Source organism: Stappia sp. TSB10P1A, assembly GCF_900185725.1.
In the GTDB taxonomy this organism is placed as follows: domain Bacteria; phylum Pseudomonadota; class Alphaproteobacteria; order Rhizobiales; family Stappiaceae; genus Stappia.
In genome coordinates, this window is record NZ_FYAU01000020.1 from 43,375 (window position 1) to 66,996 (window position 23,622).

The window sequence follows — 23,622 nt, forward strand, 5'->3', positions numbered from 1 at the left end:
GGCGCGCGGCGGTGCCGGAGCCCGGCGAGACCCGGCATCGCCTCAGACCGTCTCGGCGCATGCCTCCCGCCCGGCCCGTGCGTCGGCGAAGAGTTTCCAGCTTCTCGGGCGGAAGGCGATCCGGCTGCGCAGGGCGGCGGGATGATCGGCGGGAAGCTCGATTTCGACGATCCGGCGATCCCCGCCAACGGCCAGTTCCACCCGCCGCGTCGCCTCGACACGGCGGCTGGACACCACCACTCCGGCGATGCAGCCGCCGCAGCCCTCCACGAGTTCGACGTCGTGAGGCCGGAAGAACAGGTGCGCCGGGCCGTCCGGAACGTCGCCGGCGGCAAGACCGAGGCTCCGGTCGTCGATCCAGACCCCGCCAGTGTCGACCCTGACCGGCAGACGGCTCGATTCGCCGATGAAGCCGTAGACGAAAGGGGTAAGGGGCCTGTCATAGACGTCATCGGCCGATCCCACTTGCTCGATGGCCCCCTGGCTCATGACGACGACGCGGTCGGCAAGCTCCAGCGCCTCCTCCTGGTCGTGTGTGACGAAGACGGTGGTGTGGCCCGTGGTCTCGTGGATCTCGCGCAGCCAGCGCCGCAGATCGCGCCGCACCTGCGCATCAAGAGCACCGAACGGCTCGTCGAGCAAGAGCACCTTCGGTTCGATGGCGAGCGCCCTCGCCAGCGCCACCCGCTGGCGCTGGCCGCCGGACAACTGGCTGGGATAGCGGTTCTCCAGACCCGGAAGCCGGACAAGCTCGAGCAGCTCCGACGCCCGCCGGCGGATCTGCGCCGCCGAGGGGCGCAGGCGGCGCGGCCGCACCTTGAGGCCGAAGCCGATGTTCTCGGCCACCGTCATGTGACGGAACAGCGCATAGTGCTGGAAGACGAAGCCGACATTGCGCTCCTGCACGGTCTTCTGCGAGGCATCGTCCTCGCCGAAGAAGATCGCGCCGGAGGTGGGGAATTCGAGCCCGGCGATCAGGCGCAGGAGCGTCGTCTTGCCGGACCCGGACGGGCCGAGTAGGGCGATCAACTCGCCCGAGCGGATGTCGAGCGAGACGCCGTGCAGGGCGGGGAAACGGTCGAACTCCTTGCGAATGTTGCGGATGCTGAGTTCCATTGCGGTCTCCTCAATGCCCTCTGCCGGTGGCGGCGATCTGGTCGGCGTAGCGCCATTCCAGCCATGACTTGACGATGAGCGTGACCAGCGCCAGCCCGGCGAGCAGCGAGGCCAGCGAGAAGGCGGCGACCGAGGCATACTCGTTGTAGAACAGCTCGACCTGCAGCGGCATCGTCACGGTCTGGCCGCGCAGCTTGCCGGACAGCACCGCGACGGCGCCGAACTCTCCCATGGCGCGGGCATTGCACAGCAGCACGCCATAGAGCAGCGCCCACTTGACGTTGGGCAGGGTGACGAACAGGAAGGTCTGCCAGCCATTGGCGCCCAGCGACAGCGCCGCTTCCTCGTCGCCCGTCCCCTGATCCTCCATCAAGGGGATCAACTCGCGGGCGATGAAGGGGAAGGTGACGAGGATCGTCGCCAGCACGATGCCCGGCACCGCGAAGATGATGCGGATCCCGAAATTCTCCAGCAGAAAGCCGCCGATCAGGGAGTTGGAGCCGAGCAGCAGGATATAGACCAGGCCGGCGACGACCGGCGAGATGGAGAACGGCAGGTCGATCAGCGACACCAGCAGGGTGCGGCCGGGAAAGCGGTATTTGGCGATGGCCCAGGCCGCCGCGATGCCGAAGATCAGGTTGCACGGCACCGCGATCGCCGCCACCAGCAGCGTCAGCCGGATCGCCGCGAGGGCTTCGGGATTGCGGAAGGTCGCGAGATAGTCGCCGAGGCCCGACCGCAGGGCCTGGGTGAAGACGGTCGCCAGCGGTACCAGCAGGAACAGCGACAGGATGGCCACGACAACGGCGATCAGCGCGTATTGCACGGCGCGCGTCTCGGTCGTCGGCGAGATGCGCGGCGACGGCGCCGCGGCGGAGCGCGTGGCGGGGAGGCGCCTGGCGGGGGGATGTTTGGCGGGGATGCGGGCGGCAGGGTCAGACACGGCCGAACCTCCGTCTGCTCCATGCCTGGATCAGGTTGATCAGCAGGAGAATGACAAACGAGGCCGTCATCATCACGGCGGCGATGGCGGCGGCGGCGGGGTAGTTGTACTCCTCGAGCCGGAACACGATCAGCAGGGGAAGGATCTCCGTCTGACGCGGCAGGTTGCCGGCGATGAAGATCACCGAGCCGTATTCCCCGACCGCCCGGGAGAAGGCCAGCGCGAATCCGGTCAGGATCGCCGGGACGAGGTTGGGAAGAAGCACCCTGACGATCGTCGTCAGCCGCGAGGCGCCGAGCGTTGCCGACGCCTCCTCGACCTCGCGATCGAAATCCTGCAGGACCGGCTGCACCGTGCGCACCACGAAAGGCAATCCGATGAAGATCAGCGCGATCAGGATGCCGAGGGGCGTATAGGCGATGCGGATGCCGAGCGGGGCGAACAGTTGGCCGATCAGGCCGGTAGGTGCATAGATCGCGGTGAGGGAAATGCCGGCGACGGCCGTCGGCAGCGCGAACGGCAGGTCGACGATGGCATCGAGGACGCGGCGCCCGGGAAAGCTGTAGCGCGTCAGCACCCAGGCGACGAGCACCCCGATCACCACATTGACCAGCGCCGCAAGGGCGGATGTGCCGAAGCTGAGGCGCAGCGCCGCCTGGAACCTCGCCCCGGTGACGATGCGCTCGAAGGCGGCCCAGTCGAGCTGGAACGTGTGGATATAGATGCCGATCACCGGCACGATGACGATGATCGACAGGTAGAAGAGCGTGAAGCCGAACGTCAGCCCGAAGCCCGGAATGATGCTCGGCGCGCGAAAGTGTGTGACTGCCATCGGCCGCACGGTCCCTCGGGGTTGCCGGCAAGGACGGGGGTGCGGATCCGCGCCCCCGCCGGTGACGGACTGTCTCAGTTGTCCTGGTAGATCTGGTCGAAGACGCCGCCGTCGCCGAAATGCTCCTGCTGGGCGACGGCCCAGCCTCCGAACACCTCGTCGATGGTGATCAGCTCGAGATCGGGGAAGCGGGCGACATCCTTGGGATCGGCGTGCTCCGGATATTGCGGACGATAGTAGTTGGCCGCGATGATGCGCTGGGCCTGCGGCGTGTAGAGATACTCCAGATAGGCCGTCGCCAGCTCGCGCGTGCCGCGCCGGTCGACATTGGCGTCGATGACGGCGACCGGCGGTTCGGCGAGGATCGACAGCGACGGCACGACGATGTCGAAGGAGCCCGGCCCCAGTTCCTCCAGCGCGAGGAAGGCTTCGTTCTCCCAGGCAAGCAGCACGTCGCCCAACCCGCGCTCCACGAAGGTGGTCGTGGCGCCCCGCGCGCCGCTGTCCAGCACCGGGACATTGGCATAGAGACGGCCGACGAAGTCGCGGGCGGCGGCATGGTCGCCGTCGGAGCGCTTCAGCGCGTAGCCATAGGCGGCGAGATAGTTCCAGCGCGCGCCCCCCGAGGTCTTGGGATTGGGGGTGATGACCTCGACGTCGTCGCGCACGAGATCGTCCCAGTCGAGGATGGTCTTCGGATTGCCGGCGCGGACCAGGAAGACGATGGTCGACAGATAGGGCGAGGAATTGAGCGGCAGTCTCGCCTGCCAGCCGGGCTCGATGAGACCGGCCTTCTCCACGGCGAGAATGTCGCCGGCCAGCGGCATGGTCAGCACATCCGCGGCAAGGCCGTCGATGACCGTGCGGGCCTGGGAGCCGGACCCGCCATGCGTGACGGTGATCTCGACCTTCTTGCCGGTCTTCTCCAGCCAATGGGCGGCGAAGGCGGCGTTGAACGCCCGATAGAGTTCGCGCGTCGGATCGTAGGACACGTTGACCAGCGTCTGCTGGGCAAAGGCGATGCCGCTGACATGGACAGCCGCCGCAAGGACCGCCGAGAACAGCAGGGAGCGTCGAGAATGGATCATATCCGCCTCCGTTTTGATAAGCTCCAAAACTCTATCGATATTATAGTGTATTGAAATGCGCTCCTTTGCCAAATGGTTCCTGCGCAAGGGAACGGATTTTCAGCGATCCGGTCCCGGTGGGCATTTGAATTCGGCGTGGCGGCCGGCGGCCGTCAGAGCGACCCGCCCGAGCGCGAAACGTTCTGAAGACCGGCGCCGTCGAGGGGCAGGTCGTCGCCCTCGGCACGGAGGCTGTCGGCAATGGTCGTGCGGTCGAGCACCTCGCGGGTGGCGATGGCCACGCGCGCGAAGACGCGCCGGATCTCGCAGCTCTGCTCGCTGCCGCAGTCCTGGCAGCGGCGATAGGCCATACGCGACAGGCAGGGCAGCGGCGCGATCGGGCCGTCGATGATCCGCAGAACCTCGCCGAAGGTGATGTGTTCGGCGGGACGCAGGAGCAGATAGCCTCCCGCCTTGCCGCGCCGGCTGGCGACGATGCCGTGATGCTTCAGATCGAGAAGGATCTGTTCGAGGAACTTCTTGGGAATGTTCTGCTGCTCGGCAATCTCCGAGATCATCCGGGTTTCCTCCGGCGACTCGACCCTGGCCAGGGCGACCAGGGCCCTCAATGCGTATTTCGCCTTCTGGGAAATCATCGTCTCGGTCTTTTCCTTGCCCGTGCCGGGTGCCTGAACGCGGCGCTCTGCCGGTGGCTCCACCTTGGTCATGGCGTCCTCGGCGGTCAATGTCGTTGCGGGATCTGCCTCGGATTCCAACTGAGCCCCCGCTTCGGCGGTCTTCGGCGCCGCTATCGAAAGATATCCCATTATCCCGACCTATGTGGTCGTGTAAATTCCCAATGCTCCTGGCCGACGTTCGGCGGGGAACTGTCCGCCTGCCTCCGCATCGCCTGCCTCCGCATCGCCGCAGCGGCCCTCCCGTTCCCCTCCCGCGGCCCTGCGCCGGCGAGATCGCCGTCCGGCGGCGACCTCGCGAAGATTTCCTATGGACGACACGGCGATCCCGCTTGCCTGGGCCCCGCTTGCCTGGCGATTGTCGAAGGCTGGGCCCGCGCCGCCGGAGTGGGTGATGCGCGGATGATGCGTGGGGCAGGACTGGGCAAGACGGGGGCAGGGCGGACGATGAACGAGACGGGGCTGAAACGGGACGACGGCACGCGCGCGCCCTTGCGCATCCGCGCGGCGGGCGAAGCGGACATGCCGGCGGTTGAGGCGATCTATGCCCATCACGTGCTGCATGGTCTGGCGACCTTCGAGGAAGTGCCGCCGACGGCGGACGAGATGAACGCGCGGCGCCAAGCGGTGATCGCCGCCGGCCTGCCCTATCTCGTCGCCGAAAGCGAGGGACGGATCCTCGGCTATTGCTATGCGACCGCCTACCGGCCGCGCCCGGCCTACCGCCACACGGTCGAGGACTCGGTCTATGTCGCCGAGGGCCATGGCGGCCGCGGCATCGGCGGCGCGCTGCTCGGTGCGTTGATCGCCCGCTGCGAGGAAGGACCCTGGCGGCAGATGCTGGCGGTGATCGGCAACAGCGGCAACGAGGGCTCGATCGGGCTGCATCGCCGCTTCGGCTTCGAGACGGTCGGCACGCTGCGTTCGGTCGGCTTCAAGCTTGGCCGCTGGGTCGACACGGTGCTGATGCAGCGGCCGCTGGGAGAGGCGGACCGGACCCTGCCGGGCGGCTGAGGCACGGGCCGGCAGCGGCGCTGTCACGCGGCTGTCGCAGGAGAGGCGGATTGTCCCCGGCTGAGCGATTTGCGGAGCTGGAGGCGCCGGGATGTCACCGACTTCTTCCGCCTGGGACCGGGTCTATGCCGACCTGAAGGCGCGGATCGAGACCGGCGCCCTCGGCTCCGGCAGCCGGATCCCCTCCCAGACGGACCTTTCCCAGAGCTACGGGGTGCCGCGCCATGTGGTCCGGCGCGCGATCGAGCGGCTGAAGCAGGACGGGCTGATCGGCAGTTGGCAGGGGCGCGGAGCCTATGTGCCGGCCCGCAAGCAGGTCTACAGGATCGACCGGCGAACCCGATTCGGCACCAACATGCGGGAGAACGGCTGCGACGTGCGCATCGAGATCCTGGTGTTGCGGCAACGCGGCCGCGCCTCCGCCGAGGTGGCGAAGATGCTGGCGGTGTCGCAGCGCGAGACGGTGCTGGTCAGCGAGATCCTGCATGTCGTCGACGCAGTGCCCACCACCATCGGCCGGCATTATTTCGACCCCAAGCGCTTTCCGGACATGCTCGACCTGATGTCGGCCTCGGCCTCCTCGCCGGCCGCCTTCAAGCGGCTCGGCATCGACCACTACACCCGGTCGGAGACGACGGTGAACACCAGGCTGCCGACGCCGTCGGAAGCGGTGACGCTGGACATCGCGCCGTCGCAGCCGGTGTTCGAACTGGTCGGCTGCAATGTCGACGAGCGGGGCAGCCCGATCGAGGTGACGGAGGCCATCGTGCGCGGCGACCGCATCCGCCTGCTGATCTGAGCGGCCGGTCTCGCCAAGCCCGCCACTTGGCATGAAGCTTCGATGTCAGGCGCCGCCCCGGGCCGGTTGCGTCAACCGGCTGTCATGAACAGCCGCTTTGAGTGTCGCCGTCGCACGCACCGCCAGTCGCCAACGACCTCCCCATCCGTTGCGCCGGCCTGTCGGATGCGCCGTACCGTTTCACCCTCGACGGGAGCCCGAGATGCTCAAGCACATTGCAGTCGCCACCACGATCGCCCTCGCCATGGCCGGGGCCGCGGAAGCGAAGGTGACGATCACCTGCCTCACCACCGCCGGTCACCTGACCCGCCAGCACGAACCGCTGATGCAGCGCTTCAACGAGATGCAGAACGACATCGAAGTGGTCTACGCTGCGCCGGCCAAGGACTATTCCGACGTGCATCTGCGCCTGTTCCGCGGCTCCGCCACCAACACGCTGCCCGATTGCGCCTTCGAGGCGTTCAACCAGCTTCCCTCGCTCGCCCGGGCTCTCGACGCCCGCGGCCAGATCGCCGATCTCGGTGCGCTGATGGCCGGCGAGGCCGAAGGCTGGAAAGAGGCCAACTACACCGACAAGATGCTCGATCTCGGCCGCGTCGACGGCAAGCAGTACGGCATGCCGTTCAACGCCTCGGTCATCCAGTGGTACTACAATGCCGATCTGGTCCGTCAGGCCGGCGGCGATCCCGATGCCTTCCCGACCACCTGGGAAGGTGTGATCGAACTGGCCGGCAAGATCTCGGCCCTCGGCCCGGACATCGACGGCATGGCCTACTCCGTCGAGCAGTGGAGCGACGACTGGCCGTTCCAGGTGCTGATCCTGCAGCAGGGCGGCCGCATGCTCAACGAGGCCGGCGACACGGTCATGTTCAACCAGAACGACCATCACATCAACGCCATGAAGCTGGCGCGCAGCCTGGTCGAGGCCGGCGTCTACAATCCGGACGTCAACCAGGGCGACCAGTTGCGGCAGTTCACGGTGGGCAAGATGGGCATCTACGCCTCCTCGCCGGCCGGTGCCCGCACCACCGAGGAGCGGGTCGGCGGCGCGTTCGACCTGCGCAGCGCCGTCTTTACCCTGACCAACGAGGCGGAAGGGCTGCTGCCGTCCGGCGGCAACGCCGCCATCATCACCACGCAGGACCCGGAGAAGATCGCGGCGGCGTGGGAATACATCAAGTTCATCACCGGCCCGGAAGGCCAGGAGTTCGCCGCCAAGATCACCGGCTACCTGCCGACCAACCTCGGCGCGCTGGCTCCCGAGCGGCTGGGCGCCTATTACGAGGCCAATCCCTACTACGCGACGCCGTCCAACCAGTACCACCGCGCGGGCCCCTGGGCCGGCTATCCCGGCACCCAGTCCGAGAAGATCTGGCGTGACCAGAAGTCGGTGATCCGCGCCGTGATGCTGGGCGAGAAGACCCCGGAGGAGGGCGCCGCCGAACTGGTGTCGATCGCCGAGACCCTGATGAAGCGCTGACCGCGCCGCCCCTGGCGCAGGCGGCCCCCCGCCGCCTGCGCCATTCCGCCGTCGGTTCCAGGAGATCATCATGGCCAAGCTGAGCTTGAACGGGATTTGCAAGTCATTCGGGAAGACCGCCATCCTGAAGGACATTTCGCTCGACATCGAGGACGGCGAGTTCGTCTCGCTGGTCGGCCAGTCCGGTTGCGGCAAGTCGACCCTCTTGCGCGTCATCGCCGGGCTGGAGACGCCGGACAGCGGCGAGATCCGGATCGACGGCGCCCGCGTCAACGATGCGGCGCCCAAGCACCGCAACATCGCCATGGTGTTCCAGGACTACGCGCTCTACCCGCATATGAGCGTCGCCGAGAACATGGGCATGCCGCTGATCATGGCGCGCCTGCCGCTGCACGCACGCCTGCCGCTGCTGCGGCACCTGGCGCCCGCCCATGCGCGGGAGCGGCCCGGCATCCAGCGGGACGTCGCCGAAGTGGCGCGCAAGCTGCGCATCGAACACCTGCTCGACCGCCGGCCGGCCCAGCTTTCCGGCGGCCAGCGCCAGCGCGTGGCGCTGGGACGGGCGCTGGTGCGCGACCCGAAGATCTTCCTGATGGACGAGCCGCTGTCGAACCTCGATGCCAAGCTGCGCGTCCAGGTGCGGCGCGAGATTTCGGAACTGCATGCCAGCTCCGGCCTGACCTTCGTCTATGTCACCCATGACCAGGTCGAGGCGATGACCATGTCGAGCCGCGTCGCGCTGATGCAGGGCGGCTCGATCCTGCAGATGGGCGCGCCGAACACGCTCTACGGCAACCCCGACACGGTGGATGTCGCCCGCTTCATCGGCAGCCCGGAAATCAACATCCTGCCGGGCACGCTGGAGGACGGCGTCGTCCGCTGCGGCGAGATCGTGCTGCCGATCGCCCCGGCCGCCGGCGGCGGTCTGCGCTCCGGCCCGGTGCAGGTCGGCGTGCGGCCCGAGCATATGGTGCTGGAGACGGTGCCGGAACTTGCCTATCCGGCGCGCGCCGGACGCGGCCTGTCCCTGACTTTCCGCAAGCAGACGATCGAGGATCTCGGCGGCGAGGTGCTGGTGCATGGGCGCCTCGACGGACATCCCGAGCACGACGTGCGCATCCGGGCGCAGAAGAGCGAGGCCTATGGCTGCGGCGGCAGCCTGTCGGAGGCGCGGGACTGGGAAGTGCGCGTCAACCCGGCCCACATCCTGCTGTTCGACGCCGGCGGCATGCGCCTGCGCGCCGAACCGGTGCTTGCGGACGACCATGCCGAGCCGGCCGCCCTGCAGGGCGGGCTGCGCAAGAAGCTGGATCTGGTGTGATGGCCACCGCAACGACCGCAAGTCCGCTCCAGCGCGCCCAGGCGCGGCTGGCCTATTGGCTGGTGGCCCCGGCGACGCTGCTGATCCTGCTGATCTACATCGTGCCGATCGCCATGGTGATCGCGGCCAGCCTGACCGACTACACCTTGGTCAGCGACTATTTCGAGTTCGTCGGTCTCGACAACTACCGGCGGATGGCGACCGACGACCAGTTCGGCAATGCGCTGCACAACACCTTTGTCTTCGCGGTGATGTTCCTGCCGGCAGCCTTCGTCGTCAGCCTGGTGCTGGCGATCGCCATCCAGGAGCGCAAGCAGTTCCGCTCGATCCTGGAAGTGCTCTACTTCCTGCCGGTGACCTCGACCCTTGCCGCCATGGCGCTGGTCTGGGCGGCGCTGCTCGACAGCCGGCAGGGGGTAATCAACGGGGTCATCGCCGCGCTCGGCCTGCCGCCGCTGAACTTCCTCGGCAGCCAGGACCTGGTGCTGTTCTCGCTGGCGCTGATCTCGCTGTGGAGCACCATCGGCTTCAACATGGTGCTGTTCCTGGCGGGGCTGACGGCGATCCCGAAGAACCTCTACGAGGCCGCCGCGATCGACGGAGCCGACCACCCGCTCGACCGGTTCTTCAAGGTCACCTGGCCGATGCTCGGGCCGACGGCGATGTTCGTCGCCATCACCACCTCCATCACCGCCTTCAAGCTCTTCGACGTGGTCGCCATCGTCACCCGCGGCGGACCGGACAAGGCGAGCGAGGTCTATCTCTACCTCGCCTTCCTGGAAGGGTTCGAATACTTCAACATGGGCTATTCCGCCGCCCTGTCGCTGGTGTTCCTGCTTCTCATCCTCGTCTTCGCGATCATCCAGGCCGTCGTCGTCGACCGCCGGGTCCACTACTGAGGTATGCCCGTGACCCCCTTGCTCCAAGACGGGCCGTCCCGCCCGTCCCGCTTCGACCTGCCGGCGCTGTGGCGGGCGGTTCGCCCCCGTTCCCCCAGTGCCGTGATCGTCACCGCCCTGCTGTTGCTGGGTGCGTGGATCATGGTCTTCCCCTTCATCTGGATGGTGTCGTCCAGCCTGAAGCCGACCAGCGAGGTCTTCGCCCCGGTCTTCACGATCATCCCCAAGACCTTCGCCGGCCTCGGCAACTACTACAGCGTCCTGTTCGACCAGCCCTATCCGCGGTTCCTGCTGAACAGCCTGATCGTCTGCGTCGGCATCCTGGTGGTGCAACTTGTGACCGCGATCCCGGCGGCCTATGCCCTGGCGAAGCTGAAGTTCCGCGGCAGCACCATCCTGTTCGGCACGGTGGTCGCCTCGCTGACCATTCCCATCAACGTCACCTCGATCCCGATCTATATCGGCATCGTCAAGGTCGGGCTTCTCGACACCCATGTGGCGATGATGTTCCCCTTCTTCATCTCCGTCTTCGCCATCTTCCTGTTCCGCCAGTTCTTCCGCACCTTTCCCGACAGCATCATCCAGGCGGCGCGGATCGACGGGTTCAGCGAGATGGAGATCGTTCTGCGCCTGATCCTGCCGAGCGCCGTGCCGGCCATCGCCGCCTTCTCGGTGTTCTCCTTCGTGGCGCACTGGAACGACCTCTACTGGCCGCTGATCGTGGTGCAGAGCCAGGACAAGATGACCGCCACCTTGTCGATGATGCAGTACCAGCAGGAGTTCTACACCGACTACGGCAAGACCTTCGCCTCGGCCACCGTGGTCACCGCGCCGATGGTTATCGCCTTCCTGCTGGCGCGGCGCCACTTCATCCGCGGCATCACCATGACGGGCGTCAAGGGATGAGCGCCGCGCCGATCGCCGCCGTCGTCTTCGACATGGACGGCCTGCTGCTCGACACCGAGCGGCTGTCCCGCGCGGCCTATGTCGAGACCTGCCGGAGCTTCCGGCTGGACGTCGACGAGGAGCTGTTCCTGAGCCTGGTCGGCCTCAACCACGCCGCCGGATCGGCGCGGCTGGCCGAGGGCCTTGCCGGGATCGCCGATGCCGGCCTGTTCGACCGGCACTGGCAGCAGGCCTTCGCCGATCTGCTGAGCGCCGGCATTCCGGTCAAGCCCGGCGCCGACGATCTGCTGGAGGGCCTGGCCGGCGCCGGGATCCCCTTCGCCATCGCCACCTCGACGCGCACCGAGACGGCGCTGCGGCATCTGGCGGCGGCCGGCATCGGCCGGCATTTCGACATCGTCGTCGGCGGCGACCAGGTGCCTCGCGGCAAGCCCGCCCCCGACATCTATCTCGAAGCCGCCGCGCGTCTCGGCGCCCGGCCGGAGCGCTGCGCCGCCTTCGAGGATTCCGAAAACGGCGTGCGCGCCGCCATGGCGGCCGGCATGACCACCGTGCAGATCCCCGACCTGAAACACCCCACCCCCGACTTCCTGCGGCTGGGCCACCTCGTCGCACCGGACCTGATCGCCGGCGCGATGCTGATCTCCCTGCCGCTTGCCGGCCCGCTCGCGGCCCTTAGATAGAGGCAATTCCATGTTGAAATTCATCGTGCTCGCCGACATTCACATCGTTCCGGCGGGGCGCCTGTCGAACGGGCTGGAGACCACCAGCCGCCTGAACGCCGCCATCGACTTCGTCAACGAGACCCATGCCGACGCGGATTTCGTCGTCTTCGCCGGCGACCTTGCCGATCGCGGCGAGCCCGAGGCCTATGCCCGTTTCGAGGCGGCGGTCGAACGGCTGACGCTGCCGCGCTACCTGACGCTCGGCAACCACGACCACCGGCCGACCTTCCTGCAGCATTTCGGCGCCGATCATGCCAGCGAGACCGGCAATGTCGACCATGTCATCGACATCAAGGGCCACCGCGTCATCGTCCTGGATTCGTCCGACCCGGCGGCCGGCGGCAGCGGCCTGCTCGAACGCACGCAGCTCGACTGGCTGCAGGCCCGCCTCGATGAAGCCCGCGACCGGCCGGTGATCATCGTCCTGCATCACAACATCACGAAGTTCCACACCCAGAACGACTTCATCATCCTGCGGGACTGCGCCGAGTTCGCCGGGATCGTCGCCTCGCATCCGGACATCCGCCAGGTGATTTCCGGCCATGTTCACATGACGGTGGCCGGCACCTACAAGGGCGTCCCGTTCTGCACCCTGGCCGGCTGCCACTATTCGATCGAGCCGACGCTGGAAAGCCGGTCCGGCCCGCTGCCGGCCCCGGTCGCCCGGCGCGAGGGACCGGGAGAACTCGCCGTGGTGCTGAGCGACGCGGATGCGACGGTCGTTCACATGGAGAAGTTCCTCGACCGGCATGTGGTGATGCCGCAGGAGCATTTCGTGCGGGCCTGAGCAAGGCGCTGCCTGCAAACGCGCGGCCGGTGGGGCGCGGACCCTAGTGTGGTGAATTTGAAATACGCCTCATTTTTTGCAGCGTGCCGGTGAGCGTATTTCAAATTCGAAAACCACACTAGAAACATAGACTTGCTAGTCACCCTTTTGAATCTGAAGTTCGTTCAGAGCATGCCGAGAAATGTGACGAACTTCAGATTCGGGTGACTAGCGGCCGGCGCGGGCCAGCCCCTGCGCCACCAGCCGGTCGATCAGCTCCGGATAGGCGATGCCGCTTGCGGCCATCACCTTGGAATACATGCTGATATCGGTGAAGCCGGGAATGGTGTTGAGCTCGTTGACGAGGATCCGCATGTCGGCGGTGACGAAGAAGTCGGCACGGGCCATGCCGTCGCAGCCGAGCGCGCGGAAGGCGCGCGCCGCCATCTCGCGCATCTCGGCCTCGACGGCGGCGGGAAGCTCCGCCGGCACCTTCAGGGCCGCGCCGTCCTCGTCGATATATTTGGCATCGTAGCTGTAGAAGCCGTGGCTCTGCGCCGGCACGATCTCGCCCGGCCGCGAGACGAAGAGCGTGCCGTCGGGCTGCTCCAGCACGGCGCATTCGATCTCGCGACCCTTGATGAATTCCTCGGCGAGCAGCGTGCGGTCGTGGCGGAAGCCTTCGGCCAGCGCAGCGTCGTAATCGGCCTCGGTCGCGACCTTGCTGACGCCGACGGACGAGCCCTGGCGCGCCGGCTTGACGAAGACGGGAAGGCCGAGGGCCTCCACGACCTCCGCGAAGGCGGGAACGGCGCCGGGCTGGAGGGTGAGCGCGCGGGCGGCCGGCAGCCCGGCCTCGCGGAACAGCCGTTTGGCGATGTCCTTGTCGAGCGCCGTCGCCGAGCCGAGGATGCCGCAGCCGACCAGCGGCACGCCGGCGACCTCCGCAAGTCCCTGCACCGAGCCGTCCTCGCCGTGCAGCCCATGCAGCACCGGAAACAGGATGTCGATGCGCGGGAGGTCGAAGGCGGCGCCGTCCTCGGGCAGGGCCAGCATCCGCCCGCGCCCGCCGGGAACGAGGCTCACCTGGGTGCCCCGCTCGGGCCGCGCCAGGGCGCCATTCTCGACGCGGCTCAGCAGCCACAGCCCCTCGCGCGTGACGAAGATCGGCACCGGATCGTATCTTGCCGCGTCGAGCGCGCCCATGACGTTGGTGGCCGACAGGATCGACACGTCATGTTCCGCCGACCGTCCGCCGAAGAGCACGGCAATGCGCAGCTTGTCCGAAGAAGATCTCAATTGCGGCTCCAGGCGTTGAGGTGAGCGGGCGCTAATCGTGCGGACGGCGAGGGTGTCGGCCGATCGGGTCAATTGCAAGGCGGCGACGCGCCCCGCTTGCGATCCCGCTGCATCGGACGTTGCGGCGGGAATGTCAATGCCGCGCCCGAACGCGCCCGGTCGTGCCCGTCCGGCTCAGAAGCTGGCGGCGATGTGCCGCCAGGCGCCGTCGAGGCTCGGGGTGAGCCACCAGGCGCCGGCGAAGTCGTCGCCGCTCATGTAGAGGCTCGGGCAGGCGACGACCTTGAGGCCGGCGGCGCGCGCGGAGGCAAGGCCGACCGCGCTGTCCTCGAAGGCAAGGGCCGCCTCGCAGGCAATCCCGAGCCGCGCCAGCGCCAGCAGGTAGACGTCGGGCGCAGGCTTCTTGGCGCCGACCTCGTCGCCGGCGGCGATCACGTCGAAGACCTCGCCCGCCGGCCGCTGCCACAGGGCCCGGCACAGGGCCTCGACATTGTCCGGGCTGGTGGTGGTGGCGACCGCAAGCCGCAGGCCGTGGCCGCGCGCCTCGGCGACGAGGGAGAGGACGCCGGGCCGGGCGCACAGCGCGCCCTCGGCGACCATCCGGCCGTAGCGATGGGTCTTGTCGGCGTGAAGGCCGGCGATGTCGGTCTCGCGCGGCAGGGCGAAGGCATGGCGGTCGCGATAGGCGCGGATGCGCTCCTTGCCGCCGGTGACGGCGAGGAGCGCGCCATAGGTCGGCCTGTCCCAGTGCCAGCCGAGCCCATGGGCGGCGAAGGCGGCGTTGAAGGCGGCCCGGTGCAGCTCTTCGGTCTCCGCCAGCGTGCCGTCGACATCGAAGATCAGCGCCGCTGGACCCGGCCGGCCCCCACCCATGCCATCGCTCATCCTGCCGCCTCGGCAAGGGCTGCCGTCGCGGCGTCGCGGATGGCCCGGATATTGGTGCCATAGACGTCGGGCCGCTCGACCGAACCGCCCTTGAAGACGGCGGAGCCGGCGACCAGCACATCCGCGCCGGCGGCGGCGACAAGGGGAGCCGTCTGCCGGGTAACGCCGCCGTCGACCTCGATATGGATCGGGCGGTCGCCGATCAGGCGGCGCAGGCTGCGCACCTTCTCCACCTGGGAGTGGAGGAACTCCTGCCCGCCGAAGCCCGGGTTGACCGTCATCACGCAGACGAGGTCGACCATGTCGAGCAACGGCGCGGCCGCCTCCGCCGGCGTGCCGGGATTGAGCGCGAGCCCGGCCCGCACCCCATGGCCGCGGATCGCCTGCAGCGTCCGGTGGATATGGGGGCCGGCCTCGACATGGGCGGTGAGGATGTCGGCGCCGGCCTCGGCGAAGTCGGCCAGATAAGCATCGACCGAGGCGATCATCAGATGCACGTCGAGGGTGCCGCCGACATGCGGGCGCAGGGCCCGTACCGTGGCGGGGCCGAAGGTGATGTTGGGCACGAAATGCCCGTCCATCACGTCGACATGCACCCAGTCGCAGCCCTGCGCTTCGATGGCGCGGCACTCGGCGCCGAAATTGGCGAAGTCGGCGGAGAGGATCGACGGCGCGATCCGGATGCGGCGGTCGAAGCTCATGGCTGCGCTCCCTCGCCGGCCTGGCCCGCCGGCGCGATGTCGAGGCCGCCCCGGAACACCCGGCTGGCGCGGATGTCGCTCTCCTCGATCAGGCTGAGCGTCTGCGCGTCGAGCGGCCCGTCGGCGCCGTCGAACAGCCGGTTGGCCTGGCGCAGCCGCGCCCGGTCGAAGGCATTGCGGATCGAGCGGGCATTGGCGAAATGCGGCTGGGTCCGGCGCAGGCGGATATAGTCGGCGAGCGCCGCGTCCGCCGCCTCCGACAGCCGGTAATTCTGCTCGGCCATCATGTGCCGGGCGATGCGCTGCAGTTCCTCGTCGGTATAGTCGGGAAAGTCGATATGGTGGGCGATGCGCGAGCGGAAGCCGGGATTGGAGCCGAAGAACCGGTCCATCCGGTCGGCATAGCCGGCGAGGATCACCACCAGGTCGTCCCGGTTGTTCTCCATCACCTGAAGCAGGATTTCGATCGCCTCCTGGCCGTAGTCGCGCTCGTTGTCGGGCCGGTAGAGGTAATAGGCCTCGTCGATGAACAGCACGCCGCCCATGGCCCGCTTCAGCACCTCGCGGGTCTTCGGCGCGGTATGGCCGATATACTGGCCGACCAGATCGTCGCGGGTGACGCTGACGAGATGCCCCTTGCGGACATAGCCGAGCCGCTTCAGCAGGCCGGCCATCTTCAGCGCGACGGTGGTCTTGCCGGTGCCCGGATTGCCGGTGAAGGACATGTGCAGGGTCGGCGTCTCGTGGCTGAGCCCGAGCGAGCGGCGCGCCCGCTCGACCAGGAGGAGTGCGGCGGTCTCGCGAATGCGCTGCTTCACCGGCCGCAGGCCGATCATGTCGCGGTCGAGCTCGTCGAGCAGCTCCTTCACGCCGGAACTCTCGAACTCCCCGCGCAGGTCGACCGTCGCGGGCGGCGGGGCGGTGTCGGCATCCATCGGACAATTCCTCCTGGCTGGACCTTTGTGGAGCGAGGGCAGGGGGCGGCGGTGGGCCGTCCCCTGCCGGTCTTGCGCTTGGGAGGTCAGCGGATCACGTCATGGGTGTAGCGGATCGCGCGGCCGTCGGCCTCGGTCCGGCGCATGACGAAGGTCGGTTCCTCATCGGGCCGGTTGACGATGAAGCTCATGGTCACCGTCTCGAAACCGCGCGTGCTGTCGAAGGCATTGATGCGGATGTAGGTCTGCGGATGCGCCTTGCGGCACGCCTCAAGCTCCATCATCACGCCCTTGGCGTCGCGCAGGTCGAACATCGGGTTGCCCCACATATTCCAGTAGGTGTTCCGGGGATGGGGATCGTCGGTGTATTCGAGCCCGATCGCCCAGTCGCGCGACAGGCAGTAGTCGACCTGTGCGGCGATCTGCTCGTCGGTCAGGTCGGGCAGGAAGGAAAAGCAGCCCTGGGTGATGCGCATGGTCTTGCTCCTCAGACGGCGACCGCGGGCGTCGGGACGAAGTCCGACGTGTCGGTCGAGGTGTAGTTGAAGGTGATGTTGCCCCAGGTATCGAGGGCGGCTTCCAGCGGCTTGCACCATTTCGCCGCCGCGCGCAGGATCTCCGGCCCCTCGACATCGATGTTGCGGCCCTCGTTGCGGGCGAGCACCATGGCCTCCAGCGCGACGCGGTTGGCGGTGGCGCCGGCCTGGATGCCCATCGGATGGCCGATGGTGCCGCCGCCGAACTGCAGCACCACATCGTCGCCGAACAGCGAGAGAAGCTGGTGCATCTGGCCGGCATGGATGCCGCCCGAGGCCACCGGCATGACCTTCTTCAGGTCCGCCCAGTCCTGCTCGAAGAACAGGCCGCGCGGCAGGTCGACCTCGTTGCGGGTCTCGCGGCAGACATTGTAGTAGCCCTGCACCGTCATCGGATCGCCCTCCAGCTTGCCGACGGCGGTGCCGGTGTGCAGGTGGTCGACACCGGCGAGCCGCAGCCACTTGGCGATGACGCGGAACGAGATGCCGTGGTTCTTCTGCCGCGTGTAGGTGCCGTGGCCGGCCCGGTGCATGTGCAGGATCATGTCGTTCTGCCGGCACCATTCCGAGATCGACTGGATCGCGGTCCAGCCGACGATCAGGTCGACCATGACGATGACGCTGCCGAGCTGCTTGGCGAACTCCGCCCGGCGGTACATTTCCTCCATCGTGCCGGCGGTGATGTTGAGATAGTGCCCCTTCACCTCGCCGGTCTCGGCGCTGGCCTTGTTGACCGCCTCCATCACGTAGAGAAAGCGGTCGCGCCAATGCATGAAGGGCTGCGAGTTGATGTTCTCGTCGTCCTTCATGAAGTCGAGGCCGCCCTTCAGGCCCTCGTAGACGACCCGGCCGTAATTCTTGCCCGACAGCCCGAGCTTCGGCTTGGTGGTGGCGCCGAGCAGCGGCTTGCCGAACTTGTCGAGCCGCTCGCGCTCCACGACGATGCCGGTCGGCGGCCCGCGGAACGTCTTCACATAGGCGACCGGCAGCCGCATGTCCTCCAGCCGCGCCGCCTTCAGCGGCTTGAACGAGAACACGTTGCCGATGATCGAGGCCGTCAGGTTGGCGATCGAGCCTTCCTCGAACAGGATCAGGTCGTAGGCGACATAGCAGAAATACTGTCCGGGCGTGCCCGGCACCGGGTCGACCCTGTAGGCCTTGGCCCGGTACTGGTCGCAGGCCGTCAGCCGGTCGGTCCACACCACGGTCCAGGTGGCGGTGGAGCTTTCGCCGGCCACCGCCGCCGCCGCCTCGATCGGGTCGACGCCCTCCTGCGGGGTGATGCGGAACAGGGCGAGGAGATCGGTTTCCTTCGGCTCGTAGTCGCCGTCCCAATAGCCCATCTGGGCGTATTTCAGGACGCCGGCCTTGTAGCGCTTCGAGGTGTCGGTAATCCGGGTCTTGCTGTCGTCGGCCATCATCTGCTCCTTCATGCTGCCTTGCTGGCGGAACGCCGTGGATCGAGCGCGCCGGAGGCGTAGCGCCGGGCCATGTCGTCCATGGGTACGACCTTGATGCTCGAGGCATGGCCGGCGGTGCCGAAGGCCTCGAAACGGGAACGGCACAGGTCGCGCATCGCGTCCATCGCCGGCTTGAGGAACTTGCGCGGGTCGAATTCGCGCGGGTTCGTCACCGCGACGCGGCGGAACTCGGCGGTCATCGCCATGCGGCAGTCGGTGTCGATATTGACCTTGCGCACCCCGTGGCGGATGCCGCGGACGATCTCCTCCACCGGCACGCCGAAGGTCTGGGGCATCTCGCCGCCATGGGCGTTGATGATGTCCTGGATCTCCTGCGGCACGGAGCTGGAGCCGTGCATGACGAGATGCGTGTCCGGCAGCAGCGCGTGGATCTTCTCGATCACGTCCATGGCGAGGATGTCGCCGTCGGGCTTGCGCGTGAACTTGTAGGCGCCATGCGAGGTGCCGCAGGCGATGGCGAGCGCGTCGACGCCGGTGCGGGCGACGAAATCGACCGCCTGGTCCGGGTCGGTCAGGAGCTGCGAATGGTCGAGCTTGCCCTCCGCGCCATGCCCGTCCTCGGCCTCGCTCTCGCCGGTCTCCAGACTGCCGAGCACGCCGAGTTCGCCCTCGACGCTGGCGCCGACCGCATGCGCCATCGCCGCCACCCTGGCGGTGATGGCGAGGTTGTAGTCGTAGGACGCCGGCGTTTTGGCATCGGCCATCAGGCTGCCATCCATCATCACCGAGGTGAAGCCGTGGCGGATCGCCGAGAGGCAGGTCGCCTCGTCATTGCCGTGGTCCTGGTGCAGGCACAGGGGAATGTCCGGATAGAGCGCGGCGAGCGCCTCGACCATGCGGGCCAGCATGATGTCGCGGGCATAGCCGCGGGCGCCCCGGCTGGCCTGCAGGATCACCGGCGCGTCGACGGCCTGCGCCGCCTCCATGATCGCCAGTCCCTGCTCCATGTTGTTGATGTTGAAGGCGGGCACGCCGTAGCCATGCTCTGCAGCATGGTCGAGGAGCTGCCTCAGGGTGATCAGTGCCATGTCGTCCTCCCGTCAAGCCGCCGCATCGGCGCGCAGCAAGGCCTGGACGCCCGGAAGCGGGCGCCCTTCCAGCCACTCCAGAAAGGCTCCGCCGGCGGCGGAGACATAGGTGAAGCTCTCCGCGACCCCGGCCGCGTTGAGCGCGGCGACCGTGTCGCCGCCGCCCGCCACGGTCACCGCCTGCCCGGCCTCGGTGAGGCCGGCGGCGAGGCGGGCGAGCGCCAGGGTCGCCCGGTCGAAGGGCTCGATCTCGAAGGCGCCGAGCGGGCCGTTCCACAAGATGGTGCGCGCGGTATCGAGCACCCGGCTGAAGGCGGCGAAGGCCTTGGGGCCGGCATCGAGGATCATCGCATCGGCGGGACAGGCGTCCGCCGGCACGGTCTCCGTCGGCGCATGGGCCCGGAACTCGCGCGCCACCACCAGATCCAGCGGCAGGTGGACGCGGCAGCCATGCGCCTCGGCGAGGGCGAGGATCTCCTCCACCGTGCCGGTCTGGTCGGGCTCGTGCAGCGACCGGCCCATCGGCATGCCGCCGGCGAACAGGAAGGTGTTGGCCATGCCGCCGCCGACGATCACATGGTCGAGGCGGGTGACGAGGTGTTTCAGCACCGCGATCTTGCTCGACACCTTCGCCCCGCCGACGATGGCGACAGAGGGACGCGCCGGCGCCTCGAGCGCGGCGGCGAGCGCGGCGAGCTCCTCCATCATCAGCGGCCCGGCGAAGGCCGGCAGCAGGCCGGCGATCGCCGCCGTGCTGGCATGGGCGCGGTGGGCGCAGGAAAAGGCGTCGTTGACATAAAGATCCCCGAGCGCGGCAAGACGCGCCGCCAGCACCGGATCGTTGCGCGCCTCGCCCTCCTCGAAGCGGATGTTCTCCACCAGCAGCGCTTCGCCGGGCCGCAGCCGGGCCGCGGCCTTGCCCGCCTCGTCGAGCGTCGTGAAGTCGACGGCGCAGCCGAGTGCCGCCGCAAGATCGCCGGCAAGCGGAGCCAGCGACGCACTCTCGTCGCGGCCCGTGGGCCGGCCGAGATGCGACAGCACGACCAGCGCCGCGCCACGAGCCAAGAGGGGCCGCATTCCGTCGGCGAAGCGGGTGAGGCGTGTCGCATCGCTGACCCGTCCGCCGGCCATCGGCACGTTGAGATCGGCCCGCACCACGAGCCGCCGGCCGGCCACATCGGCCTCGGTGATCGCGGCGATGGTCACGGCCGCCTCCCCGGCAGGTGCGGCTCGAAGGGCCGACATGCCGATCCGGCGCGGCCGAGCCCGGCGGTTGCAGTCCTTGCGCTCATCTCATCCCCTCCCAAGCTGCCGCGCGGCCGCGACGACGGACGGCACGGTGATGTTGAAATGCTCGTAGAGCCGGGCGGCCGGGGCCGAGGCGCCGAACCCGCTCATGCCGATAAAGGCGTCGCCCGGCCGCAGCATCGTCCCGTCCCAGCCCTGGCGGATGGCGGCCTCGATGCCGACGCGCGGCGCCTCGCCGAGCACCTCGGCGCGATAGGCGGGGTCCTGCGCGGCGAAGAGCTCGAAACAGGGGGCTGACACGACGGCGGCGGCGATGCCCGCAGCGGCAAGCTGGTCCGCGGCGCCGATCGCGATCTCCACCTCCGAGCCGGTGGCGATCAGCGTCACGTCGCGCCGCACCGGCGCGCGCAGCAGATAGGCACCGCGCGCGCTGGCATTGACCGCCGCGCTGTCGCGCTGCAGCGGCAGCCCCTGGCGCGACAGCACCAGCAGGCTCGGCCGCCGCGTCTGGGCCAGCGCGATCTCCCAGGCCTCGGCGGTCTCCACCGCATCGCAGGGCCGCAGGACCAGAAGGTCCGGAATGGCGCGAAGGCTGGCGACATGCTCGACCGGCTGATGGGTCGGCCCGTCTTCGCCAAGGCCGATGGAGTCGTGCGTCATGACATGGATGACCGGCACGCCCATCAGCGCGGCGAGACGGATCGACGGCCGGGCATAGTCGGCAAAGGCAAGGAAGGTGCCGCCATAGGGACGCACCAGGCCGTGCAGCGCGAGACCGTTCATGGCGGCGGCCATGCCGTGCTCGCGGATGCCGTAATGGATGTAGCGGCCGGCATAGTCGCCGGGCCGGATGGCGGCCATGCCTTTCGGTCGGGTCAGGTTGGAGCCGGTCAGATCGGCCGAGCCGCCGACCGCAAAGGGCAGCGCGTCGGCGACGACCTGAAGGGCCATCTCGCTGGCCTTGCGCGTCGCCACCGCCGGCCGCTCGTCGAGCAGCCGCTGCTTGTGCTCCCGCATCGCCGCCGCAAGGGCGCCGGTGTCGCGCGCAAGGGCTGCGGCGAAGGCGTCGCGGTTCGGCGAACCGGCCAGCCGGCCGCGCCAGTCGGCATGGGCACCGGCGCCCCGCGCCGCGATCCCGCCCCAGGCCGAGTAGACATGGGCGGGGATCTCGAAGGGCGCGTGCGGCCAGTCGAGCGCCTGGCGCGCCGCGGCGATCTCGTCCGGCCCGAGCGGGGCGCCGTGCACGTCGTGGCTGCCCTGCTTGTTGGGCGCGCCGTAGCCGATGACGGTGCGGCAGCAGACGAGGCTGGGGCGCGGGTCGGCACGGGCCGCCTCGATGGCGCGCGCGATATCCTCCCGGTCGTGTCCGTCGCAGCGGACCACGTGCCAGCCGGCGGCGGCGAAGCGGGCGCCCTGGTCGGTGGAGGTGGAGAGGTCGGTGTCGCCGTCGATGGTGATGCGGTTGTCGTCCCACAGCACCACGAGACGGCCGAGCCGCAGATGGCCGGCCATGTCGATCGCCTCGTGGCTGATCCCTTCCATCAGGCAGCCGTCGCCGGCGATCACATAGGTCCAGTGGTCGACGAGATCAGGAAAGCGGGCGGCGCCCATCCGCTCGCCCAGGGCCATCCCGACGGCGGTGGCAAGCCCCTGGCCGAGCGGGCCGGTGGTGACCTCGACGCCGAGGGCATGGCCGTATTCCGGATGGCCGGCGGTGCGGCTGCCGAGCTGCCGGAAGGCGCGGATCTGGTCCATCCCCATGTCCGGATAGCCGAGCAGATGGTTGATCGCGTAGAGCAGCATCGAGCCGTGCCCGGCCGACAGCACGAAGCGGTCGCGGTTCGGCCAGTCGGCGGCCGCCGGATCGAGGGTGATGAAGCGGTTGAAGAGCACCGTCGCGACATCCGCCATGCCCATCGGCATGCCGGGATGGCCGGAGCCGGCCGCCTGGACCGCGTCCATGGCAAGGGCGCGCAGGGCATTGGCCATGAGCCGTTCGTCGGCCCGCAGAAGCTGGGTCGTCATCGTCTGTCCTTTTCAAAAAAGGGCGCGGCAGCCGTCCGGCGGGTCAGGCCCGCTTGGCGTCGCGGATCAGCCGCTCGATCAGCGGCGTCAGGATCAACTGCATGGCGAGATCCATCTTGTTGCCTGGAATGACGATCGAGTTGGCCCGGCTCATCCAGGAGCCGTGGATCATCGTCGTCAGGTAGGGGAAATCGATGCCACGCGGATTCTTGAAGCGGATGACCACGAGGCTTTCGTCCGGCGTCGGGATCCAGCGGGCGATGAAGGGGTTCGAGGTGTCGACCACCGGCACGCGCTGGAAGTTGATGTCGGTCTGGGTGAACTGCGGGCAGATGCAGTGCACATAGGCATGCATGCGGCGCAGGATCGTGTCGGTCACCGCCTCCGTCGAGTAGCCCCGATGGGCGCGGTCGCGGTGGATCTTCTGGATCCATTCGAGGTTGATCACCGGCACGACGCCGATCTTCAGGTCGGCATGGCGGGCGATGTCGATATCCTCGGCGACGACGGCTCCGTGCAGCCCCTCGTAGAACAGCAGGTCGCTCTGGTCCCGGAACGGCGCCCAGGCGGTGAAGTTGCCCGGCGCGACGCCGGTCTTCGCAGCCTCGATCTCGTCATGGACATAGGTGCGGGTGCGCCCGCGCCCGGTCGCGCCATACTCGCGGAAGACGCTCTCCAGCTCCTTGAGCTCGTTGGCCTCGAACGAGAAGTGGGAGAAGGTGAAGTCGCCCGACGCGACCCGGCGCTCCAGTTCCGCGCGCATGTCGGCGCGGTTGTAGCGGTGAAAGGCGTCGCCCTCGATCGACACCGCGGTGATGCCTTCCCGCCGGAAGATCTGGTCGAAGGTGGTCTTCACCGTCGAGGTGCCGGCGCCCGAGGAACCGGTGACCGAGATGATGGGATGCTTCTGGCTCATGGATG

At 68.3% G+C, this 23,622-nt stretch carries 23 protein-coding genes; 8 read left to right on the forward strand and 15 right to left on the reverse strand.

What is annotated here, in order from left to right:
• Positions 1 to 42 precede the first annotated feature (42 nt).
• From TSB10P1A_RS08155 to TSB10P1A_RS08175, 5 genes are all read right to left on the reverse strand, one after another.
• Positions 43 to 1,116 carry a sulfate/molybdate ABC transporter ATP-binding protein gene (locus TSB10P1A_RS08155; protein ID WP_186387421.1) on the reverse strand — a complete coding sequence of 358 codons (1,074 nt, stop codon included), beginning with the start codon at positions 1,114 to 1,116 and terminating at the stop codon, positions 43 to 45.
• Between the two features lie 10 nt (positions 1,117 to 1,126).
• A complete protein-coding gene (cysW, locus tag TSB10P1A_RS08160) occupies positions 1,127 to 2,059 on the reverse strand; it encodes a sulfate ABC transporter permease subunit CysW (protein WP_371515079.1) in 933 nt (310 codons plus the stop codon).
• Positions 2,052 to 2,891: a sulfate ABC transporter permease subunit CysT gene (gene cysT / locus TSB10P1A_RS08165; protein WP_186387422.1), complete on the reverse strand. Its 840-nt coding sequence runs from the start codon at positions 2,889 to 2,891 to the stop codon at positions 2,052 to 2,054. The genes cysW and cysT overlap by 8 nt, the downstream gene beginning before the upstream one ends.
• A 74-nt stretch (positions 2,892 to 2,965) precedes the next feature.
• Positions 2,966 to 3,979, reverse strand: coding sequence for a sulfate ABC transporter substrate-binding protein (locus TSB10P1A_RS08170; RefSeq protein ID WP_186387423.1), 1,014 nt, complete (start codon positions 3,977 to 3,979; stop codon positions 2,966 to 2,968).
• A gap of 152 nt (positions 3,980 to 4,131) precedes the next feature.
• Positions 4,132 to 4,614 (reverse strand): Rrf2 family transcriptional regulator, encoded by a 483-nt coding sequence (locus tag TSB10P1A_RS08175; RefSeq protein WP_186387500.1) that lies wholly within the window; start codon positions 4,612 to 4,614, stop codon positions 4,132 to 4,134.
• A 486-nt stretch (positions 4,615 to 5,100) separates the two neighbouring features.
• Between TSB10P1A_RS08175 and TSB10P1A_RS08180 the strand changes: the two genes are divergently transcribed.
• From TSB10P1A_RS08180 to TSB10P1A_RS08215, 8 genes are all read left to right on the forward strand, one after another.
• Positions 5,101 to 5,667 carry a GNAT family N-acetyltransferase gene (locus TSB10P1A_RS08180; protein ID WP_186387501.1) on the forward strand — a complete coding sequence of 189 codons (567 nt, stop codon included), beginning with the start codon at positions 5,101 to 5,103 and terminating at the stop codon, positions 5,665 to 5,667.
• 91 nt (positions 5,668 to 5,758) lie between these two features.
• A complete protein-coding gene (locus TSB10P1A_RS08185; protein WP_186387424.1) occupies positions 5,759 to 6,466 on the forward strand; it encodes a GntR family transcriptional regulator in 708 nt (235 codons plus the stop codon).
• A 202-nt stretch (positions 6,467 to 6,668) separates the two neighbouring features.
• On the forward strand, positions 6,669 to 7,946 hold the full coding sequence (locus TSB10P1A_RS08190) for an ABC transporter substrate-binding protein (protein WP_186387425.1): 1,278 nt from the start codon (positions 6,669 to 6,671) through the stop codon (positions 7,944 to 7,946).
• A gap of 70 nt (positions 7,947 to 8,016) precedes the next feature.
• The gene (locus TSB10P1A_RS08195; RefSeq protein WP_186387426.1) at positions 8,017 to 9,267 is read left to right on the forward strand and encodes an ABC transporter ATP-binding protein; all 1,251 of its coding nucleotides are present in this window, start codon (positions 8,017 to 8,019) and stop codon (positions 9,265 to 9,267) included.
• Positions 9,267 to 10,166 (forward strand): carbohydrate ABC transporter permease, encoded by a 900-nt coding sequence (locus tag TSB10P1A_RS08200; RefSeq protein WP_186387427.1) that lies wholly within the window; start codon positions 9,267 to 9,269, stop codon positions 10,164 to 10,166. Before TSB10P1A_RS08195 ends, TSB10P1A_RS08200 begins: the two co-directional genes overlap by 1 nt.
• 141 nt (positions 10,167 to 10,307) lie before the next feature.
• Entirely contained in the window at positions 10,308 to 11,072 is a 765-nt protein-coding gene (locus TSB10P1A_RS08205; RefSeq protein ID WP_244293048.1) for a carbohydrate ABC transporter permease, read from the forward strand.
• Entirely contained in the window at positions 11,069 to 11,755 is a 687-nt protein-coding gene (locus tag TSB10P1A_RS08210) for an HAD family phosphatase (RefSeq protein ID WP_186387429.1), read from the forward strand. The genes TSB10P1A_RS08205 and TSB10P1A_RS08210 overlap by 4 nt, the downstream gene beginning before the upstream one ends.
• 10 nt (positions 11,756 to 11,765) lie before the next feature.
• Positions 11,766 to 12,584 carry a metallophosphoesterase gene (locus tag TSB10P1A_RS08215; protein ID WP_186387430.1) on the forward strand — a complete coding sequence of 273 codons (819 nt, stop codon included), beginning with the start codon at positions 11,766 to 11,768 and terminating at the stop codon, positions 12,582 to 12,584.
• Between the two features lie 207 nt (positions 12,585 to 12,791).
• Here TSB10P1A_RS08215 and TSB10P1A_RS08220 read toward each other — a convergent pair whose 3' ends face one another.
• The 10 genes from TSB10P1A_RS08220 to TSB10P1A_RS08265 all read right to left on the reverse strand — a co-directional run bounded on the left by TSB10P1A_RS08220 (position 12,792) and on the right by TSB10P1A_RS08265 (position 23,617).
• Entirely contained in the window at positions 12,792 to 13,862 is a 1,071-nt protein-coding gene (locus tag TSB10P1A_RS08220; RefSeq protein WP_186387431.1) for a D-alanine--D-alanine ligase family protein, read from the reverse strand.
• A 174-nt stretch (positions 13,863 to 14,036) separates the two neighbouring features.
• A complete protein-coding gene (locus tag TSB10P1A_RS08225) occupies positions 14,037 to 14,747 on the reverse strand; it encodes an HAD-IA family hydrolase (protein ID WP_208987044.1) in 711 nt (236 codons plus the stop codon).
• Positions 14,744 to 15,448: a ribulose-phosphate 3-epimerase gene (gene rpe / locus TSB10P1A_RS08230; RefSeq protein ID WP_186387432.1), complete on the reverse strand. Its 705-nt coding sequence runs from the start codon at positions 15,446 to 15,448 to the stop codon at positions 14,744 to 14,746. Before rpe ends, TSB10P1A_RS08225 begins: the two co-directional genes overlap by 4 nt.
• Positions 15,445 to 16,383: a CbbX protein gene (gene cbbX / locus TSB10P1A_RS08235; RefSeq protein ID WP_186387433.1), complete on the reverse strand. Its 939-nt coding sequence runs from the start codon at positions 16,381 to 16,383 to the stop codon at positions 15,445 to 15,447. Before cbbX ends, rpe begins: the two co-directional genes overlap by 4 nt.
• Before the next feature lie 86 nt (positions 16,384 to 16,469).
• Positions 16,470 to 16,859 (reverse strand): ribulose bisphosphate carboxylase small subunit, encoded by a 390-nt coding sequence (locus TSB10P1A_RS08240; RefSeq protein WP_186387434.1) that lies wholly within the window; start codon positions 16,857 to 16,859, stop codon positions 16,470 to 16,472.
• An 11-nt stretch (positions 16,860 to 16,870) separates the two neighbouring features.
• Positions 16,871 to 18,337 carry a form I ribulose bisphosphate carboxylase large subunit gene (locus TSB10P1A_RS08245; protein ID WP_186387503.1) on the reverse strand — a complete coding sequence of 489 codons (1,467 nt, stop codon included), beginning with the start codon at positions 18,335 to 18,337 and terminating at the stop codon, positions 16,871 to 16,873.
• An 11-nt stretch (positions 18,338 to 18,348) separates the two neighbouring features.
• Positions 18,349 to 19,428 (reverse strand): class II fructose-bisphosphate aldolase, encoded by a 1,080-nt coding sequence (gene fba, locus TSB10P1A_RS08250; protein ID WP_186387435.1) that lies wholly within the window; start codon positions 19,426 to 19,428, stop codon positions 18,349 to 18,351.
• A 12-nt stretch (positions 19,429 to 19,440) separates the two neighbouring features.
• Positions 19,441 to 20,634 carry a phosphoglycerate kinase gene (gene pgk, locus TSB10P1A_RS08255; protein ID WP_244293041.1) on the reverse strand — a complete coding sequence of 398 codons (1,194 nt, stop codon included), beginning with the start codon at positions 20,632 to 20,634 and terminating at the stop codon, positions 19,441 to 19,443.
• Between the two features lie 87 nt (positions 20,635 to 20,721).
• The gene (gene tkt / locus TSB10P1A_RS08260) at positions 20,722 to 22,701 is read right to left on the reverse strand and encodes a transketolase (RefSeq protein ID WP_186387437.1); all 1,980 of its coding nucleotides are present in this window, start codon (positions 22,699 to 22,701) and stop codon (positions 20,722 to 20,724) included.
• 43 nt (positions 22,702 to 22,744) lie between these two features.
• On the reverse strand, positions 22,745 to 23,617 hold the full coding sequence (locus tag TSB10P1A_RS08265) for a phosphoribulokinase (protein WP_186387438.1): 873 nt from the start codon (positions 23,615 to 23,617) through the stop codon (positions 22,745 to 22,747).
• Between the last annotated feature and the right edge of the window lie 5 nt (positions 23,618 to 23,622).

Bases quoted from the DNA above. Each gene is read 5' to 3' on its own strand.
- TSB10P1A_RS08155 (WP_186387421.1), bottom strand. From the start codon at position 1,116: ATGGAACTCAGCATCCGCAACATTCGCAAGGAGTTCGACCGTTTCCCC.
- cysT (WP_186387422.1), bottom strand. From the start codon at position 2,891: ATGGCAGTCACACACTTTCGCGCGCCGAGCATCATTCCGGGCTTCGGG.
- TSB10P1A_RS08170 (WP_186387423.1), bottom strand. From the start codon at position 3,979: ATGATCCATTCTCGACGCTCCCTGCTGTTCTCGGCGGTCCTTGCGGCG.
- TSB10P1A_RS08175 (WP_186387500.1), bottom strand. From the start codon at position 4,614: ATGATTTCCCAGAAGGCGAAATACGCATTGAGGGCCCTGGTCGCCCTG.
- TSB10P1A_RS08180 (WP_186387501.1), top strand. From the start codon at position 5,101: ATGAACGAGACGGGGCTGAAACGGGACGACGGCACGCGCGCGCCCTTG.
- TSB10P1A_RS08185 (WP_186387424.1), top strand. From the start codon at position 5,759: ATGTCACCGACTTCTTCCGCCTGGGACCGGGTCTATGCCGACCTGAAG.
- TSB10P1A_RS08190 (WP_186387425.1), top strand. From the start codon at position 6,669: ATGCTCAAGCACATTGCAGTCGCCACCACGATCGCCCTCGCCATGGCC.
- TSB10P1A_RS08195 (WP_186387426.1), top strand. From the start codon at position 8,017: ATGGCCAAGCTGAGCTTGAACGGGATTTGCAAGTCATTCGGGAAGACC.
- TSB10P1A_RS08200 (WP_186387427.1), top strand. From the start codon at position 9,267: ATGGCCACCGCAACGACCGCAAGTCCGCTCCAGCGCGCCCAGGCGCGG.
- TSB10P1A_RS08205 (WP_244293048.1), top strand. From the start codon at position 10,308: ATGGTCTTCCCCTTCATCTGGATGGTGTCGTCCAGCCTGAAGCCGACC.
- TSB10P1A_RS08210 (WP_186387429.1), top strand. From the start codon at position 11,069: ATGAGCGCCGCGCCGATCGCCGCCGTCGTCTTCGACATGGACGGCCTG.
- TSB10P1A_RS08215 (WP_186387430.1), top strand. From the start codon at position 11,766: ATGTTGAAATTCATCGTGCTCGCCGACATTCACATCGTTCCGGCGGGG.
- TSB10P1A_RS08225 (WP_208987044.1), bottom strand. From the start codon at position 14,747: ATGAGCGATGGCATGGGTGGGGGCCGGCCGGGTCCAGCGGCGCTGATC.
- rpe (WP_186387432.1), bottom strand. From the start codon at position 15,448: ATGAGCTTCGACCGCCGCATCCGGATCGCGCCGTCGATCCTCTCCGCC.
- cbbX (WP_186387433.1), bottom strand. From the start codon at position 16,383: ATGGATGCCGACACCGCCCCGCCGCCCGCGACGGTCGACCTGCGCGGG.
- TSB10P1A_RS08240 (WP_186387434.1), bottom strand. From the start codon at position 16,859: ATGCGCATCACCCAGGGCTGCTTTTCCTTCCTGCCCGACCTGACCGAC.
- TSB10P1A_RS08245 (WP_186387503.1), bottom strand. From the start codon at position 18,337: ATGGCCGACGACAGCAAGACCCGGATTACCGACACCTCGAAGCGCTAC.
- fba (WP_186387435.1), bottom strand. From the start codon at position 19,428: ATGGCACTGATCACCCTGAGGCAGCTCCTCGACCATGCTGCAGAGCAT.
- tkt (WP_186387437.1), bottom strand. From the start codon at position 22,701: ATGACGACCCAGCTTCTGCGGGCCGACGAACGGCTCATGGCCAATGCC.
- TSB10P1A_RS08265 (WP_186387438.1), bottom strand. From the start codon at position 23,617: ATGAGCCAGAAGCATCCCATCATCTCGGTCACCGGTTCCTCGGGCGCC.